This window comes from Streptomyces rubellus (assembly GCF_036323805.1).
Classification (GTDB): Bacteria; Actinomycetota; Actinomycetes; order Streptomycetales; family Streptomycetaceae; genus Streptomyces.
The window spans coordinates 234,333-251,879 of the sequence record NZ_JAZDCX010000005.1; the positions used below are offsets into that span (position 1 = coordinate 234,333).

Here is a 17,547-nt window from a genome sequence, read left to right on the forward strand (position 1 = left end):
GGTCAAGACAGTTCCTTTCCGAGGATCCACGAGGCGATCTCGCGGATCGCGCCGGCCCCTCCGGGTACGGAGGTGACCGCGCGGGCTGCGCCGCGCACGACGTCATGGGCACTGGCCACCGCGACGGGCCAGCCGACCAGGCCGAAGCACGGCAGGTCGTTGACGTCGTTTCCGACGTAGAGCACGCGCTCCGGCGCGATGCCCTGCTCCTCGCACCACTGCTTGAGGGCGAGGTCCTTCCGGTCGACGCCGTGGAGCACCGGGATCCGCAGCTTGCGGGCCCGGGCGGCGACCACCGGGTTCTCCTCCGTGGACAGGATCAGCAGCGGCAGCCCGGCGCGGCGCAGGGCGGCGATGCCCAGCCCGTCGCCGCGGTGGACCGCGACGGTCTCCCGTCCGTCGGAGTCGACGTACACCCGGTCGTCGGTCTGGGTGCCGTCGAAGTCGAGTACGACCGCGTCGACGTCGTCGCGGGCCGGCAGCGCGCCGGGCCGCCCCGGCGTCCCGCCGTCCAGCAGCGGCGCCAGCGCGCGGGCGCGGGCCAGGTCGTGCGGGTCGTCGACCTCCAGCACGCGCGCGGGGTCGGTGCGCACCAGTTCGGTGCGGCCGAAGAAGCGGTGTCCGGCGGCGCGGAAGCCGTCGGCGCGCATGGCGTAGGCGGCGCCGGTCTCCAGCAGGTCCTGCGGACGGTCCTGGCGGCGCGGGCGGTACGCCTTGTCGTGGTTGACGCCGTGGCCGCCGTCCGAGGCGTCTCCGGGGCTTCCGTCCCGCCAGACGAAGCCGTGGAAGGGCGCGACGGTCAGCGCGCTGTCGGCGCCGCCGTCGGTCACCGCGGCGGCCACGCCCTCGATGTCCTCGCGGGTGAGGAACGGGCTGGTGCACTGCACCAGCAGCACCACCCCGGCCGCCCGGCCGTGCCGCTCGGCGTGCGCGTCCATGGCGTGCAGGACGGCGGCCTCACTGGTGGCGGTGTCGCCCGCGATGTCGGCGGGCCGTTCGACGACCTCGGCGCCCGCGCCCCGGGCGGCCTCGGCGATGGCCGGATCGTCGGTGGAGACCAGCACATGGGTCACGCCCCGGGCCGCCAGGCACTCCCGTACGGCGCGGACGACCAGCGGCACGCCGCCGACGGTGGCCAGGTTCTTGGCGGGCACGCCCTTGGACCCGCCGCGGGCGGGGATCACGGCCAGGACGGCGGGGGCGGCGGGGACCGCGGAGTCGGCCGAGGCCGCCGGGGCGGTAAGGGACACGGTGGTGGCTCCTCGCTGGACTGGGGTCTCGTCGGTGGTGGCCGCGCCGGGCGCGGCGCCTTCCGCGCGCCCCCCGCTCACAGCTCCCCCATGCGGCGGATGACGGGCGCCACACGCTGGACGCCGTGGCGGTACGCACCGCGCGCCGCGTCCCGTACCGCCGACCGGACGGCCCGGCGCAGCCCGGAGGCCGGCCGGTCGGCGGCCGTACCGGGCCGGGGCGCGCCCGAGGGGTCGAGGCCGTGGCGGGCGAGGATGCCGGGGAGGTAGCCGGGCGCGGTGGTGAGCGTGTAGTAGGGGGTGACCGGCGGCAGTGCCGGGCGGGCGGCCAGCGCGGCGACGCGGGCGCGGGCGGCGTCGAAGGCCGCCTCGTAGGAGCCCCCGGACGCCACTCCCTGCCGGGCGGTCCAGGCCGGGTCGGCCTCGGGGAGCAGCCCGGCGTCGAGCCGGTCCCAGGAGGTGAGGCAGCCCGAGCCGAGGAAGTGGTGGTTGCCCAGCGCCTCGCGGACGCCGAGGTCGGTGAGGACCGCGGTGGGGATGCCGCGGTGCAGCGACTCCAGGGCGGCGGTGGAGCTGACGGTGACCAGCAGGTCGGTGCGGTCCAGCACCTCGCTCATGTGGCCGTACACCAGGCGGCAGTTGGGCGGCAGCCCGCCGGGGAGCCGGGCCGCGAGCTTCTGGTACGGCTGCTCCTCGATGTGCGTGGTGTGCTCGCCGGGCCTGCTGCGCAGCTTGACCAGCACCTCGCGGTCGGGGTGGGCGCGGGCGTGGCCGGCGGCGCGGCGCAGCAGGTACTCGCGGTCGGCCCGGGAGGCGGGCACGGAGGGCTGGACGGCGAAGACCACGGTGCGGGGCCGGCCGGCCGCCTCGGTCCACGGGACGTACGGGGCGCCGCCGAGGAAGGGCAGCGCGCACTCCACCACGCTGCCGGGGTCGGCGCCGACGCCCTCGTAGACCGCGCGGAAGCGCTCCGCGTCATGGGTGGAGTTGGCCAGGACGACGTCCGCGCCGTGCCGCAGCAGCAGCCCGTCGGCGAGCTTCTCGTAGACGACGCCGACATAGCCGGTGACGGTGACCGGACGGCGCTCCGCCCCGTTCAGCTCGTGCGCCAGACCGTGCAGCATCGCCTGGACGGTGCCGCCGACACAGGAGAGGACCACCACGTCGTACGTCCCGCGGTCGGCGGCGCGCAGGAACTCCGCGGCCGTCACCTCGCGCAGCCCGGCCGCCCGCACCCCGACCTCGTCGAGCTGGCGGACGGTCGGGGTGGCGCGACCGCGCAGCAGCAGCCCGTCGACACGCGCGCCGGGGGCGATGCGGTGCGCGGTGAGCGCACCCCATTTCCAGCGGGTGTCGGAATCCGCGAGCACGGCGACGCGCAGCGGCGCTTCTTGGGGGTCCTGGGATTCCGAGGAGTCAGGATCGGTACGTGGTGGCACGCCGCAGACGCTAGGAAGCCTTTCCGATTGTCCGCCCAACGTGACCACAACAACTGGTTAACAGGATGCCGACGGAAACCCAACCGGCCTCCCGGGGAAAGGAGTTCACCTGCCGTACGCCACGATTTCACCGAGGCGTACGGTGCCGGTCGGCACCGGCGTCACCTGGACACCTAAGGTCACCCGGGTGGTGAACCTCTCCGTCGTCGTGCCGTTCCGCAATGTTCGGCCCTACGCCCCCGACACGCTCCGGAGCCTGCGCGCGAACGCGGCGGAGGGCATTGAATTCGTCCTGGTCGACGACTTTTCCACCGATGGCACGGAAGACCTTCTGGAAAGGGCCGGAAAGGATATTCCCGGAGCCGTCGTCGTGCGCCGCGGCGAGCAGGGCGGGGTGTCCGCCGCCCGCAACACCGGTATGGAGGCCGCCCGCGGGCGGTTCCTCGCCTTCCTCGACGGCGACGACTGGGCGGCGCCCGGCCACTACCGCGAACTGCTGGCCGCCGCCGAGGCGCTGGGCTGCGACTTCCTCCGCACCGACCACGTCCGCTGCACCGGCCGCGCCCGCACCCTGGTGCGCGTCCCCGAGGGCCGCCGGGGCACCGTGCTGGACCCGCGCGACGCGATCCTGCCCGCGCACCGCTCCACCTCCGTGGACTACGCCTACGCCTGGGCGGGCGTCTACCACCGGCGGCTGCTGGAGAGCGGCGTGCTGCGCTTCGACGCGGCGCTGCGCACCGCCGAGGACCGGCCGTGGATCTGGCGGCTGCACCGCGAGGCGTCGTCCTTCGCCGTGGTCGGCTTGACGGGCGTCTTCTACCGGCGCGGGGTGGCCGGCTCGCTCACCCGGATCGGCGACGAGCGGCAGCTCGACTTCATCCCCGCCTTCGACCTGCTGGTCGAGGAGACCTCCCGCGACCCGGACGCCGCCGCGCTGCTGCCGAAGGCGGTGCGCACCTACTGCGCGGTGCTCCACCACCATCTGACCGGCGACCGCTTCGAACCGCGGCTGGCCCGCACCCTGCGCGCCCGCTGCGCGGCCGCTCTGCGGCGGCTGCCCGCCGGGGTGCTGGCGGACGCCCTGGACGGCATGGACGCCGCCCGCGCGGCGCGGCTGCGGCGGCTGCGCCGCCGCCCGGCGGCCGTCCCCCCGCGGCTTGCGGGCCGGTCCCTCCGCCCGTCGCCCGGCCGTACGGAGGCCGCCCGATGAGCGTGTCCGTCCCGTACGGCGGCTCCCCCGTGCAGCTGCTGGTGGTCACCACCTCGCACGGCGCCGCGCTGCTGGCCGCCGCCGCGGACGCGGGGCTGCTGGGGCCGGCCCGGGAGCGGCTGCCGGTGGTGGCGTCCGCCGCCCCCGTGCCCGAGGCCGTCCCCGCGCGGGCCGTGCTGCCCGGCGCCGCCCCGCCGCTGGGCCGCTTCGGCCGGGTGCTGTCCTGGGACGCCGTCGTCCGCCCCCTCCACCCCGGCGGCTGGGTGCCGCGCGCCGACGACGCGCCGCTGTGGGAGCGGCAGCTGCGCGCGCTGTGGGGGCTGGGCGGCGCCGGGGTGGAGCTGGTGGTGGAGCGGCTGGAGTCGGCTCCGGCGCGGGCGCTGGCGCGGATCTTCCCCGACGCCCCGCTGACCGTCCTGGCCCCCGGGCTGTCGGCGTACGGGCCCACTCCCGGCAAGCTGGACCCGCTGACGGGCACCCGGGTGCGCCGGGTGCTCCACCCGGACGTGCTGCCCGGGCTGCGTCCGCTGCTGCTGGCGGAGTTCGGGGCGGCGGCGCGGGCGGTACCGGCCGCGGCGCTGCGTGCGGTGGCGGCCGGGTGGGCGCGGGAGCTGGAGCCGCCGGTGCCCGAGGCCGGGGGGCGGGCGCCCGGGGAGGACGCGTTCGAGGGGTGCGCGCTGCTGCTCGGGCAGGACCCGGCGGCGCCGGGCGCCCTGCCGCCCACCGAGGAGGAACGGCTGTACGGGCGGATGCTGCGCCGGGTGCGGGAGCTGGGCCATCGCACGGTGGTCTGGACCCCGCATCCGGCCGCCCCCGCGCACCGGGTGCGGGGCCTGGCGGCGCTGGCCGGGGAGCTGGGGGTGACGCTGGGCGTGCCCGGGGGCGCGCCCCCCGCGGAGGCGCTGTACGAGCGGCTGCGTCCGGCGCTGGTGGCCGGCTGCGCCTCGGGCGCGCTGCTGACCGCGGGCGCCCTGTACGGACTGCCGTCCGCCCGGCTGGGCACCGGCGAGCTGCTGGAACGGATGGTCCCGTACGAGAACGCCGACCGGGTGCCGGCGGTGCTCGTCCACGAGCTGCTGCCGGATCTGGCGGCCGGGGAGCCGGCGACCGTCGTCCCGGCCGAACCGGAGGAGCCGGCCGGGACGGCCGAACTGGCCGGGCTGGTGCGGGCGGTGGCCTACTGCATGTGGCCGCGGGTCCGCCCCGAACTGCGCGGTGAGGCCGAGCGCTTCCTGGCCGCCTGCTCCCGGGACCGCCTCCGGCGCCACTTCGCGCGCCGCCGGCTGGCCACGCTCGCCCTGCCCGGCGCGGTCCCCGCCTCCCTGGCGCCCCTGGCCCGCAGCACCGCCGTACGGCGCACGGCCCGCCGGGCACGCGCCGTGGTGCGCGCGGTGCGATGAGGTGCGCGGACGTCTGCGGACATGTGGGGCGCCACGTGTGCTTCGTCACAGCCGCCGGTCGACGGCGGACCGCCCCGGGGCTCATCGGCCCAGTACAGAAGGGGTGTGGCGGGCGGAACATCCCACCGGGCCCCGATCGCGGAAGTGAGCTGCGTCTCTGTTTAAACGGCACGGCCCCCCGCATGCTGGACGGGTCGCGGCCCCGGCCGCGTGCGCCCGGACCACACCCGGAGCACCCCCAGACCAGCGGAGTGCCGGTTCACCGGCCTGTCACGCGCGAGACGAGGACACCCCATGGCCCACACGATGGCGGCGACGGCCGCGGCATCCGGAGTCCGCACCGGCGGACCGTCGGACGAGGAGCGGGACAGGCTCATCGACCAGGCGCTCGGCTGGACGCTCACCGTGCTGGTCGCCGTGATCGTCACCGGTCTCGGCCTGCTGTGACATCCGGGTCCGCCGGCTGAGACCGGCCGGTACGCGGGAGGCCCCCGGCAGCGGCTGCCGGGGGCCTCCCGCGTACCGGCACCGGCCCGCCCGCCGGGCCGGTGACCGGGCGGGTCAGAAGGCGTCGGTGGGGACGTAGGCGCCCCACACCTCGCGCAGCGTGTTGCAGACCTCGCCGACCGTGGCGCGCTCGCGCAGCGCCTCCTTCATCGGGTACAGCACGTTGTCACCGCCCTCGGCGGCCTTCCGCAGCCCGGCCAGGGCCGCGTCGACGGCCGGCTGGTCGCGCTCGGCGCGCAGCCGGGCCAGGCGCTCGGCCTGCTGGGCCTCGATGGCCGGGTCCACCCGCAGCGGCTCGTAGGGCTCCTCCTCGTCGAGCTGGAAGCGGTTGACCCCGACGACCACCCGCTCGCCGGAGTCGGTCTCCTGGGCGATGCGGTACGCGCTGCGCTCGATCTCGCCCTTCTGGTAGCCGTGCTCGATGGCGGCCACCGCGCCGCCCAGCTCCTCGACCTTCCCGATCAGCTCGGTGGCCAGCTCCTCGATCTCGTCGGTCATCCTCTCGACGACGTAGGACCCGGCGAAGGGGTCGACGGTGGCGGTCACGTCGGTCTCGTGGGCCAGCACCTGCTGGGTGCGCAGCGCCAGCCGGGCCGACTTGTCGGTGGGCAGCGCGATGGCCTCGTCGTAGGAGTTGGTGTGCAGCGACTGGGTGCCGCCCAGCACCGCCGCCAGGCCCTGGACGGCCACCCGCACCAGGTTCACCTCGGGCTGCTGGGCGGTGAGCTGCACCCCCGCGGTCTGGGTGTGGAACCGCAGCATCATCGACTTGGGGTTCCTCGCGCCGAAGGTCTCCCTCATCACCCGCGCCCAGATCCGGCGGGCGGCGCGGAACTTCGCCACCTCCTCCAGGATCGTGGTGCGGGCGACGAAGAAGAACGACAGCCGCGGCGCGAAGTCGTCCACGTCCATCCCGGCCGCCACCGCGGTGCGCACGTACTCGATGCCGTCGGCCAGGGTGAAGGCGATCTCCTGCGCGGGTGTCGCCCCGGCCTCGGCCATGTGGTAGCCGGAGATGGAGATGGTGTTCCAGCGCGGGATCTCGGCCCGGCAGTAGCGGAAGATGTCCGAGATCAGCCGCAGCGAGGGCTTGGGCGGGAAGATGTAGGTGCCGCGGGCGATGTACTCCTTGAGCACGTCGTTCTGGATGGTGCCGGTCAGCTTCGCCGCCGGCACGCCCTGCTCCTCGGCCACCAGCTGGTAGAGCAGCAGCAGCACGGCGGCGGGCGCGTTGATCGTCATCGAGGTGGAGACCTCGCCCAGCGGGATGCCGTCGAACAGCACCCGCATGTCCTCGATCGAGTCGATCGCCACGCCGACCTTGCCGACCTCGCCGCTCGCGATGGGCGCGTCGGAGTCGTGTCCCATCTGGGTGGGCAGGTCGAAGGCGACCGACAGGCCCATGGTGCCGTTGGCGATCAGCTGCTTGTAGCGCGCGTTGGACTCGGTGGCCGTGCCGAACCCGGCGTACTGCCGCATCGTCCACGGCCGTCCGGTGTACATGGTCGGGTAGACACCGCGGGTGTACGGGTACGCCCCCGGCTCGCCCAGCCTGCTCGCCGCGTCCCAGTCCTCGAGCGCCTCGGGTCCGTAGACCGGCTCGATCGGCAGCCCGGACTCCGTGAGTCGCGCCTTGCCAGTCTCGCGTGCCATGTGTCGGTGCCTCCCGTTTCCGCTGCCCTGTCGGAGAACGGACTGTAGCGATCGGTTCCGGAGCGTGGGGAGGTCCGCCGGCTGGGACCTTGCTCACAGGATGCGGCCTTCCCACGGATGAGCTGCCCGGGATCCGCGGACCGATGCGTGCGGCCGGTACGGCGCGGCGCGGCGGCGCGCGGAGGCGGTCTCGCGTACCGCTCCGGGATCGGGCATGGTGTCGGCCGGGAACCCACAGGAGTGGGGGGACGCACACGAGCGACGGGCGACCGGATCGCCCGAGGGGGGACTCCCATGTTCCGGAGACTGCCGCACGGTTCCGCCGGGCGCGCGGCGCTCGCCGCGGCGGCCGTCGTGCTGCTGGGCGCGGGCTGCACCGTACCGCCCGCGGGGGCGGAGGCGGGGGCGCACCGGCCCGGGCCGGGGGCGCCCGCGTCGGCGCCGACGGCGCCGCCGTCCGCGGCCGCGCCGTCCGTCACCGCGAGCCCCGGGCGGACGGAGCGGACCGGGCAGACCGGCGGCCCGGCGGAGAAGGAGCGCACCCGGCCACCGGCGGCGCCCCGGTCCGCGCCACCGCCACCACCGCCACCGCCGCCGCCCGCGGCGCCCCCGTCCGCCCGGCCCTCCCGGCCCGCGGCGCCCCCGCCGGTGCTGCGGGAGGGCGACGAGGGGGAGAAGGTCCGCGAGCTGCAGGCGCGGCTGCGCCAGGCGGGGCACTTCGGGCTCAACCCGACCGGCTACTACGGCTCGATCACCACCGGGTCCGTGTCCGCCTTCCAGAAGCGGCAGGGGCTCCCGGCCGGCGGCCAGGTGACGACCGCCACCTGGAACGCCCTCACGGCACGGACGAGGCCGCCCACCCGGCTGGAGCTGTACCCGCCTACCACCCGGCCGCTCGCGAAGCCCGACCCGCGCTGTCTGACGGGCCGGGCGCTGTGCGTCAGCAAGGAGAGCCGGACGCTGGCCTGGATGGTCGACGGCGAGGTGGTGTCGGCGATGGACGTGCGCTTCGGCTCACAGCTCACCCCGACCCGGGAGGGCGCGTTCAGCGTCACCTTCAAGAGCCGGGACCACCACTCGACGCTGTACGACACCCCGATGCCGTACGCGATGTTCTTCAGCGGCGGGCAGGCGGTGCACTACTCCGCGGACTTCGCCGCCAACGGCTACAACGGCGCCTCGCACGGCTGTGTGAACGTGCGGGACAGGAAGAGGATCGCCGCGCTCTTCGAACAGGTGCGGCCGGGCGACAAAGTGATCGTCTTCTGAGGGTCGGAAGGAAGAAGGGGCGCGGGCGGGGCCGGGGGAACGTGCCCCACCCGCGCCGACGCGCATCCCTCAGGTACGGGGGGAACCTTGGGTGGCGCGCTCGCCGATGACCAGTCGGCTTGTTCTGTACTGCGCCGGTGGGCCGAAAAGTGTCACACCGGCCGGGCGCGGCCGCCGGGCACGGCTCCCGGGGATGCTCAGGGAGTGGGGACCGCGGGGGCGTACGGGGTCTCCCCGCCGTCCGTACCGCCGGTGCCGGTGCCGGTGCCGGTGCCGGTGCCGCCGCCGGTGGATCCGGTGGCGGGTTCGGTGGCGGGGAAGGCGCCGCCGCCCTCGGGGCCGGGCTCCTCGGGCTCCCCGGGCAGCCAGTCGCCGCCCTCGCCCTCCTCCTCGGGCAGCCAGTCGCCGCCTTCGATGCCGTCGCCGCCCTCGGTACCGTCACCGCCGGCGCCGCCGGCGGCGGGACCCGCGACCCCTCCGTTGCCGTTCCCGGGGTTCCCGCCGCTCCCGGGCTCTCCGTTGCCGGGGTCGCCGTTGCCGGGGTTCCCGCTGCCGCTGCCGCCGTCGGGGACGCCGCTCCCGCCGGACGGGCCGGCGCCGGCGGAGCCGCCGTCCGGACCGCTCCGGGCGCGGCAGAAGTCCCCGATCCGTTCCGGACCGCCCGCGGCGCGTTCCAGCTCCGCACGCTCGTCCGAACCCAGCTCCGCCTTCCGGTACCCGCCGCACAGCACCACGGCACGCGTCCGCGACACCGCCGGGCCGTCCGGACCGTCCGGGTCCGCGGTGGGGTCGCCGGGGCCCCTGGACTCGGCCCCCACGGGACCGCCGTCACCCGGCGTGCCCGGGCTTCCCGGCTCCCCGCGCTCCGTACCGCCCGGCCTCCCGTCCTGCCGGTGTCCGCCGGAGGGGGTGCCGGTGCCCGCGGGGCCCGGAGCCGGGGAGGCCTTCCCGTCCGGGCCGGAGGAGAGGGTCGAGCCCGGCGCGGGTGAACCGTCCGTACCGCGGAACGGCGCGGGCAGCACTCCGGTGCCCGTCGCGACGGCGACTCCGCCCAGCACACCGCCGAGGACCGCCGCGGCGACCCCCGCCCGCAGGGGGCGCCCGAACACGCCCATCCGGGGCAGCCGGCGGTAGCGGTGGTGCTGCGGGCCGGCGGCGGTACGGGCCGAGGCCCGGGCGTCACGCGCCATCCGGAAGGCCGCCAGCGCGGCGGCCTCACCCGGCAGCTCACGGTCGCCGCGCGCGTCGGGCCCGCCGGGCGCGGAGTCGGTTGGGAAACCGGCCGTGAAGGGGTGACCGGTGGTGACGGCGGCGGCCGTGCGGAGGGCGGCGAGTTCGTCGAGGGTCTCCGCCAGCGCCTTCAGGGACGCGGAGTCCGGATGCGGGAGCCCGTCGGACGGACGGCCGCGCAGCAGCCGCTCCGCAGCCTCCTCGTCCAGCCAGCTGTACCGGTCGTCGGCCCTCACGTTTCCCTCAGCGTCCGTCTGGTCTTTTCCGTCACACCCCGGGCCGCGCCCGCGCGCGGGACGACGGGGACCCCGTCGCTCGTCCCCTCCTCGGCGTCGAGCAGTTCCGCCAGCTTCCGCAGACCGCGGTGCGCGGCGGTCCTGACCGCACCCGGCCGCTTGCCCAGCACCTTCGCGGCGCCCTTGGCGTCGAGGCCGACCACCACCCGCAGGACGACCGCCTCCGCCTGGTCGCGCGGCAGCCGGGAGATCAGCGCCATGGTGTGACCGGTGCCGATCGACTCCAGCGCCTCGTCCACCGTGTCGGACCCGGCCGGCAGCACCGCCAGCTCGGTCTCGTCGTCGGCGGAGGTGGTGGCGGGCCGCCGCCCCCGCGCGCGGATGTGGTCGAGCGCCCGGTTGCGGGCGATCCGCGCCGTCCAGCCGCGGAAGCGGTCGGCGTCGCCCTCGAAACGGTGCAGGTCACGGGCGATCTGCAGCCACGCCTCGGAGGCGACGTCCTCGACGTCGGCCTCCGGGACCAGTGTCCGTACGTACCCCAGCAGTCGAGGATGTACGGCGCGGTAGACGGTACGGAAGGCGCATTCGTCTCCCTCCTGCGCCGCTCGCACCGCAGCGGTGAGTTCCGCGTCTTCCCCCTGCACGCCCTCGTCCTGCCCCACTTCGCGATGTAGCGCTCTCCCACGCCCCTGGCCGAGCGCGGTCCCGCCGTGATGCTTCGATCTGCGTCGATGCGAAGCAGCACGCTACGACCTAGTGTGCTCCTCCGTCCATGCGGATGAACCGGTAGTTGCGGAGATTGGTTGTCCGGAAGAGGACTCGGGGCAGGTCCGGGGGAGGTCCCGGAGGCCCGGCGGAGCGGGCGCGGAGGGCGGGAGTAACAGTTTCCGGACCCCCGGCGCTGATGTGAACAAGCGGGCTTCGCTCGGCGCGGTGCCCGTACTCGACGACGGCCGGGGTCTCTCCTGTGGGGGGTGGCGACCCCGGCCGTCTTCGCGTCCGCGCGGCGCTTCCGTGCCGCACATCACCGACATCCCGGACTTGTGGCCATTTCGTGAAGATCTCCTCCCGACCGGTCCCCGCCGACCGGACGACCGCCGCGCGGAGCCCGGCAGCCGGGTGCGGCACGGGCGGGCGGCGGTCCGGGAGCCGCCTCCCGCCCGGCGGCGGCTCCCCCGCTCCGGGGTGGCGCGGATCACACCCCGCTCCGCCCGTTCCGGGGCCCGTTCCGCGCGCCCGCCGTCCCGTGGGCGGTGCCGCGCGCGTGCCGGAGCCGTCCGCTCCGGGCGGCGGCCGGGCGGAGGCCCGTACCGGCCGCGCCGGCCCGTGTTCGCGGAAGGGAACCGGGCTTCCGGACGGCGGGACGGCGGTGCCCGGCGCCCGGCGCGCTCCGCGCACCTCACGGCGGGCGTCGCGCGGCGCGGCGGCGCTGCCGGGCCTCCGTTCCCGCCGCCGGGATCCGTCCGCACCCGCACCGTGCGCGGGGTCCTCCGCCCGAGGACGGGTACGCCGTGCGCGGGCGGACGTCCGACCGGAACGAGTCGGTCCCCGCCCGGCCGGCACCGGCCGTGGAACACCTGATGGGACGCCGTCCCGCCGGACGGCGCGCGCCGGGGAACGCCGTGCGCGGACGACGGACCGGTCAAATCTCGCCAACTACCGCGCGGCGTCCGTCTCGTGTCGACGCTCCGCTCGCGGGCGTGGAAGGATCGCGTCCGTGAGTGATGCGGCGCATTGCGGCGGCAACGGTGTGTCCCCGGAGCCCCTCGGGGACCTGAGCGCTGCGGTCGTCGGCGCCCAGCAGGGCGACGAGGCGGCCTTCCGCGCCCTCTACCGGTCCCTCAATTCCGAACTCCTCCGCTACGCGGCCGTCATCGTCGGCCAGGACGCCGAGGACGTGGTGGCCGAGACCTGGTTACAGATAGCCCGGGACGTCCTGCGTTTCGAGGGGGACGGCGCCGCGTTCCGCCGTTTCGCCCTGGCGGTGACCCGCAACCGGGCCCGGGACGTGTTGCGCCGCAGAAGGAGGCGGGTGCAGGAAATCACCGTACCGACCGAGGAGTTACCCGAACCGCGGGCGTCCGGTGCCCCCTGCGGGGGAAGCGCGCTGGACACGGCGGAGGTGGCCGGAGCCGAACTGTCGACGCGTGAGATCGTCTCTCTCGTCTCCACCCTGCCCGGCCCGCAGGCGGAGGCGGTTCTGCTGAGGGTGGTCCTGGACCTGGACACGAGGAGCACTGCCGAGATCCTCGGCAAGAGACCGGGAGCGGTGGCGATGGCGCTGTCACGCGGCCTGAAGAAACTGGCCCGGCTGATGGAGCGACCCGAGGCAACGGCGGTACGGAGGTGAACGACCTGATGCGGGACGGGGACGAAGGCGCCCGTGTGGACGAGGCCGTACTGCGCCGTCTGATCGCGGAGGGCGGCAGAGCGGGTTCCGGCCGCCGGGGCCAGGCCGACCAGCCGTCGGACCAGAGTCTTCGCGCCCTGGCGACCCTCCTCAACACCATGGCGGAGCCGTCCTCCGGCCCCGACGAGCGCAAGGGCGAGGAGGCGGCGGTGGCCGCTTTCCTGGCCGCCCGCGCGGAGCGGGCGACGGCTCTCCCCGCGGAGCCGAACGGCGTCCGGGGCCGCCTGGCCCGGCTGGCCCGCCGCCTGGGCCGGCCGCGTACGGGGGCGCTCGGTGTGGTCGTGGCCGCCGTTCTGGGCAGTGGCGTGGCGGTGGCGGCCGGCGGCGTGGCGTTCCTGGGCGGCGACGATCCGGACGGAAGAGCCGGTTCCTCCCCGGTACCGGTGGACACGGCTCCGGCTCCGGCTCCGGGCGGTGCCCCGGCCGGCCGGAACTCCGCCTCGGCGCAGCCGCACACCGGCGCCTCCGGCGACGCCCGTGCGAGCGCCTCGCCGAAGCTGGTGAAGCTGTGCCGGTCCCACCAGGAGAAGCCGTCGGCCAAGCCCGGAAAGCCGCTGGTCGCCGCCGCGGGCGGCGGCGACCGGGTCGACGCCTACTGCGCGGAGCTCCTGAGCGCGCTCCCGGCCGGGGCCGCTCCCGGCGGCGGGAACCGGGGCAACGGGAGCGCGAACGGCAACCCGGGCAACGCCAACAGCAACCCCGGGAGCGCGAACGGCAACCCGGGCAACGCCAACAGCAACCCCGGGAGCGCGAACGGCAACCCGGGCAACGCCAACAGCAACCCCGGGAGCGCGAACGGCAACCCGGGCAACGCCAACAGCGGCGGTACGGACAACGGCAACCCCCAGAACCCCGGCGGAGAGGGGCAGAACCCCGGCAGCCGGAACGGCGGGAACCAGGGGAACGGAAACAGCAACGCCAACGGCAGGCCGGGGAGCGGCAACCAGGGCCGCGCCGACACGGGCGGCAAGGGCGACAACGGCAACGGAAACCGGGGGAACGGCAACGGCGCCCCGGGCAGCGGGGACAACGGCAACGGCAAGCCGGGCGGCGGCGCCGCGCCACAGGCCGCCCAGGGCCGTCCGGACCACCCCGTGGCCGGCCCGCGGGCCGCCGCGCGGGAGCGCTGAGCCCGCGTCCCGGGCCCCGCGCGTACTGCCGAGGCAGTACGCGGCCCGGGCACCCTGCGTCCCAGGGAGGAGCCGGGGATCCTCCGGGGGCCACCGCGGGCCCTTCCCCGCACGCCGTAGGGTCGGGCCATGGAACTCCGACTGCCCAGGCCCCGCGGACGCCTGTTCGCGGCGGTGGCCGCCACCGTCGCCGTCCTCGCCGGAGCCGGTGTGTGGGCGGCCCTCCCGGACGACGAACCGGCCGTACGGCACCTGGAACGCGCCTTCACCCTGCCCGAGTCGCCCGGCGGCGGCACGGTCCGGATCGACACCTCCTACTTCACCGCCGGCGGCACCGCCGGACGCCGTCCGGCGGTGCTGCTGGGCCACGGCTTCGGCGGCAGCAAGGCGGACATGCGGGAGCGGGCCGAGGAGCTGGCACGTTCCGGATACGCCGTGCTGACCTGGTCCGCCCGCGGCTTCGGCGACTCCACCGGCCGGATCGGGCTGAACGACCCGGAGCACGAGGTGGCCGACGTCAGCCGGCTCGTCGACTGGCTGGCGAAGCGGCCGGAGGTCCGGCTCGACGGCGACGGCGACCCCCGGGTGGGCATGGCGGGCGCCTCCTACGGCGGCGCGATCGCGCTGCTGGCCGCCGGGCACGACGACCGGATCGACGCCGTCGCCCCCGCCGTCACCTACTGGGACCTGTCCGAGGCGCTCTTCCCGAACGGCGTCTTCAAGGAGCTGTGGGCCGGGATCTTCTTCACCACCGGCTCCACCACCGGTACGGACGGGGCGGACGGTCCCGCCGCGGCGGCGCCCGGGGACACCGGCTGCGGCCGGTTCACCGCGGAGCTGTGCGAGATGTACGAGCGGGTCGCCGTCGCCGGGCAGCCGGACGACGCGGCGCGCGGACTGCTGCGGGAGCGCAGCCCGGTGGCGGTCGCCGACCGGATCGACGTGCCGACGCTGATCCTCCAGGGACAGACCGACTCGCTCTTCCCGCTCGGCCAGGCCGACGCCATGGCCGAGGCGATCGGCGCGAACGGGGCGCCCGTGGCGGTGGACTGGCTCGCGGGCGGCCATGACGGCGGTTACCCGGAGGGGGAGACCGCACGGCTGGCGGACCGCACCCGGGCCTGGTTCGACCGCCATCTCAAGGGCGACACCGGTGCGGACACCGGCCCGGCCTTCCAGATCACCCGCAGCGGCGGCATGAACACCACCGACGGGGACGTACGGCTGCGCACCGCCACCGCCGGGGACTACCCCGGGCTGTCGGCGGACGTCCGGACCGTCGCGCTGCGCGGCGACGAGCAGACCTTCGCCAACCCGGCCGGCGGCGGCCCGCCCGCGATCTCCGCCGTGCCGGGCCTGGGCGCCCTGGGCGGCGGTCTGGGCGCGCTGTCCCAGCTGGGGCTGGGGGCGTCGCTGGACCACCCCGGGCAGCACGCCCGCTTCGACTCGGCACCGCTGAAGGAGCCCGTGCGGGTCACCGGCGCGCCGTCGGTACGGGTGCGGGTCGCCTCCGACTCCGGGGAGGCGGTGCTGTTCGCCAAGCTCTACGACGTGAGCCCCGACGGGCGCCGGCTGACGCTGCCCGCCCAGCTGGTGACCCCGGTACGGGTCACCGGCGCCGGGGACGGCCGGGAGGTGACGGTACGGCTGCCCGCGGTCGACCACCGCTTCGAGGCCGGACACCGTATGCGGCTGGTGCTGTCCGCCACCGATCTGGCCTACGCCTCGCCGGACGAACCGGCCGACTACACCGTCTCCCTCGCCGGCGACGGGGTGCGCGTGCCGGCCGTGCCGGGGCTGGAGCCGGCCGGGGAGCCGCTGCCGTGGTGGGTGTGGGGCCTGCCGCTGCTCGGCGCGGCGGCGGCCGCCGCCCTGGTGCTGACCGGGCGCCGGCGCCGTACCGCCCCGGACGCGCCCGGCGCGGGCGCGGCGGCGGAGGAGAGCACGGAGGAGACGGCGGAGGAGCAGCGGGAGGCGGTGGCGGCCGCGGTCCCGCTGGAGATCAGCGGGCTGTCCAAGCGGTACGCGGGCTCGGAGGACCGCTACGCGGTGCGCGGGCTGTCCTTCCGGGTCGAACGCGGCCAGGTGCTCGGCCTGCTCGGTCCCAACGGCGCGGGCAAGACGACCACCCTGCGGATGCTGATGGGTCTGATCATCCCCGACAGCGGCGAGATCCGGGTCTTCGGCCACCTCATCCGCCCGGGGGCGCCCGTCCTGTCGCGGGTCGGGTCGTTCGTCGAGGGCGCGGGCTTCCTGCCGCACCTGTCCGGCCGGGCCAATCTGGAGCTGTACTGGCGGGCCACCGGCCGCCCGGCCGAGGACGCGCACCTGGACGAGGCACTGGAGATCGCCGGGCTCGGCGACGCCCTGGAGCGCGCGGTGCGCACCTACTCGCAGGGCATGCGGCAGCGGCTGGCCATCGCCCAGGCCATGCTGGGACTGCCGGACCTGCTGATCCTGGACGAGCCGACCAACGGTCTGGACCCGCCGCAGATCCGCGAGATGCGCGAGGTGATGATCCGCTACGCGGCCGGCGGCCGTACCGTCATCGTCTCCAGCCATCTGCTGGCCGAGGTCGAACAGACGTGCACGCACCTGGTGGTCATGGACCGCGGCGAACTGGTGCGGGCCGGCCCGGTGGCGGAGATCACCGGCTCCGGCGACACCGTGCTCGTCGGGGTGGCCGGCCCGGTGCCGGAGGCCCTGGCGGAGAAGGTGGCCGCGCTGCCCGGCGTCGGCTCGGCCGTACGGGCCGAGGACGGGCTGCTGGTGCGGCTCGACGGTGCCACCACACCGCTGCTGCTGGCCGAGCTCCTGCGTCTGGAAGTGCCGGTGGAGCGGGTCGGACCGCACCGCGGGCTGGAGGACGCCTTCCTCACCCTGATCGGAGGCGCACGATGACCGCGTCCACTCCCCCGCCCACTCCCCCCTCCGTCTCCGGCACGGCCCCGCCGTCCCCGGCAGGGGAGGCCGCGCCCGGCTACCGGCCGCGGCGGACCCTGCCGCTGCGCGTGGAGGCGGTGCGGCAGCTGCGGCGCCGCCGCACCCTGGTGACCGGGCTGATCCTGGCCGCGCTGCCGTTCGTGCTGATCGCGGCCTTCGCGATCGGCGGCGAGCCGGAGCAGGGCGGCCGCCGGATCAACCTGATGGACACCGCCACCGCCTCGGGCGCCAACTTCGCCGCCATGGCGCTGTTCGTCTCGGCCGGCTTCCTGCTGGTGGTGCCGGTGGCGCTGTTCTGCGGCGACACGGTGGCCGCCGAGGCGGGCTGGTCCTCGCTGCGCTATCTGCTGGCCGCCCCGGTGCCGCGCTCCCGGCTGCTGCTGAGCAAGCTCGCCGTGGCGCTGGCCTTCAGCGCCGCCGCGATGGTGCTGCTGCCGCTGGTGGCGCTGGCGGCGGGCGCGGTGGCGTACGGCTGGGGGCCGCTGGTGCTGCCCACCGGCGGGACGCTGCCGGCCGGTGAGGCGGTGGTCCGGCTGGGGATCACCGTGGCCTACATCTTCGTCTCGCAGCTGGTCACGGCCGCGCTGGCGTTCTGGCTGTCGACGGTCACCGACGCGCCGCTGGGCGCGGTGGGCGGCGCGATCGGGCTGACGATCGTCGGCAACATCCTGGACGCGGTCACCGCGCTGGGCGACTGGCGCGAGCTGCTGCCCGCGCACCGGCAGTACGCCTGGGTGGACGTCTTCCAGGGCGGGCCGGCATGGGACGGGATGCTGCGCGGCGCGTCGGTCTCGGTGGCGTACGCGCTGGTGCTGTTCGCGCTGGCCTTCCGGCACTTCCGGAGCAAGGACATCGTGTCCTGAGGGGCGT

13 protein-coding genes are annotated in these 17,547 nt (G+C 75.9%); 8 read left to right on the forward strand and 5 right to left on the reverse strand.

The features are described 5' to 3' along the window. Positions 1-2: 2 nt before the first annotated feature. The gene (locus V1L54_RS08185) at positions 3-1,250 is read right to left on the reverse strand and encodes a cytidylyltransferase domain-containing protein (protein WP_330117216.1); all 1,248 of its coding nucleotides are present in this window, start codon (positions 1,248-1,250) and stop codon (positions 3-5) included. 77 nt (positions 1,251-1,327) lie between these two features. After that, on the reverse strand, positions 1,328-2,689 hold the full coding sequence (locus V1L54_RS08190; RefSeq protein ID WP_330117217.1) for a DUF6716 putative glycosyltransferase: 1,362 nt from the start codon (positions 2,687-2,689) through the stop codon (positions 1,328-1,330). 187 nt (positions 2,690-2,876) lie between these two features. Between V1L54_RS08190 and V1L54_RS08195 the strand changes: the two genes are divergently transcribed. The 3 genes from V1L54_RS08195 to V1L54_RS08205 all read left to right on the forward strand — a co-directional run bounded on the left by V1L54_RS08195 (position 2,877) and on the right by V1L54_RS08205 (position 5,746). Further along, a complete protein-coding gene (locus V1L54_RS08195) occupies positions 2,877-3,899 on the forward strand; it encodes a glycosyltransferase family 2 protein (RefSeq protein ID WP_330117278.1) in 1,023 nt (340 codons plus the stop codon). After that, positions 3,896-5,299, forward strand: coding sequence for a polysialyltransferase family glycosyltransferase (locus V1L54_RS08200; RefSeq protein ID WP_330117218.1), 1,404 nt, complete (start codon positions 3,896-3,898; stop codon positions 5,297-5,299). Before V1L54_RS08195 ends, V1L54_RS08200 begins: the two co-directional genes overlap by 4 nt. A 294-nt stretch (positions 5,300-5,593) precedes the next feature. Then, positions 5,594-5,746 (forward strand): SCO1431 family membrane protein, encoded by a 153-nt coding sequence (locus V1L54_RS08205; RefSeq protein WP_330117219.1) that lies wholly within the window; start codon positions 5,594-5,596, stop codon positions 5,744-5,746. Positions 5,747-5,860: 114 nt separating this feature from the next. Here the strand turns inward: V1L54_RS08205 and V1L54_RS08210 are convergent, their stop codons facing one another. Next, positions 5,861-7,459, reverse strand: coding sequence for an acyl-CoA mutase large subunit family protein (locus V1L54_RS08210; RefSeq protein WP_330117220.1), 1,599 nt, complete (start codon positions 7,457-7,459; stop codon positions 5,861-5,863). 294 nt (positions 7,460-7,753) lie between these two features. On the opposite strand from V1L54_RS08210, the gene V1L54_RS08215 reads away from it, so the two are divergent. Next, on the forward strand, positions 7,754-8,728 hold the full coding sequence (locus V1L54_RS08215; RefSeq protein ID WP_330117221.1) for a L,D-transpeptidase family protein: 975 nt from the start codon (positions 7,754-7,756) through the stop codon (positions 8,726-8,728). Between the two features lie 197 nt (positions 8,729-8,925). On the opposite strand, the gene V1L54_RS08220 is transcribed toward V1L54_RS08215, so the two are convergent. Continuing rightward, positions 8,926-10,194: a hypothetical protein gene (locus tag V1L54_RS08220; RefSeq protein WP_330117222.1), complete on the reverse strand. Its 1,269-nt coding sequence runs from the start codon at positions 10,192-10,194 to the stop codon at positions 8,926-8,928. Beyond that, entirely contained in the window at positions 10,191-10,838 is a 648-nt protein-coding gene (locus tag V1L54_RS08225) for an RNA polymerase sigma factor (RefSeq protein WP_330117223.1), read from the reverse strand. Before V1L54_RS08225 ends, V1L54_RS08220 begins: the two co-directional genes overlap by 4 nt. A gap of 1,073 nt (positions 10,839-11,911) precedes the next feature. On the opposite strand from V1L54_RS08225, the gene V1L54_RS08230 reads away from it, so the two are divergent. The 4 genes from V1L54_RS08230 to V1L54_RS08245 all read left to right on the forward strand — a co-directional run bounded on the left by V1L54_RS08230 (position 11,912) and on the right by V1L54_RS08245 (position 17,540). Then, complete coding sequence (locus V1L54_RS08230) at positions 11,912-12,544, forward strand: RNA polymerase sigma factor (protein WP_330117224.1); 633 nt, start codon at positions 11,912-11,914, stop codon at positions 12,542-12,544. After that, positions 12,541-13,734: a hypothetical protein gene (locus V1L54_RS08235; RefSeq protein WP_330117225.1), complete on the forward strand. Its 1,194-nt coding sequence runs from the start codon at positions 12,541-12,543 to the stop codon at positions 13,732-13,734. Before V1L54_RS08230 ends, V1L54_RS08235 begins: the two co-directional genes overlap by 4 nt. 129 nt (positions 13,735-13,863) lie before the next feature. Beyond that, complete coding sequence (locus V1L54_RS08240) at positions 13,864-16,635, forward strand: CocE/NonD family hydrolase (RefSeq protein WP_330117226.1); 2,772 nt, start codon at positions 13,864-13,866, stop codon at positions 16,633-16,635. Beyond that, entirely contained in the window at positions 16,632-17,540 is a 909-nt protein-coding gene (locus V1L54_RS08245) for an ABC transporter permease (protein WP_330117227.1), read from the forward strand. Before V1L54_RS08240 ends, V1L54_RS08245 begins: the two co-directional genes overlap by 4 nt. Positions 17,541-17,547: the final 7 nt, after the last annotated feature.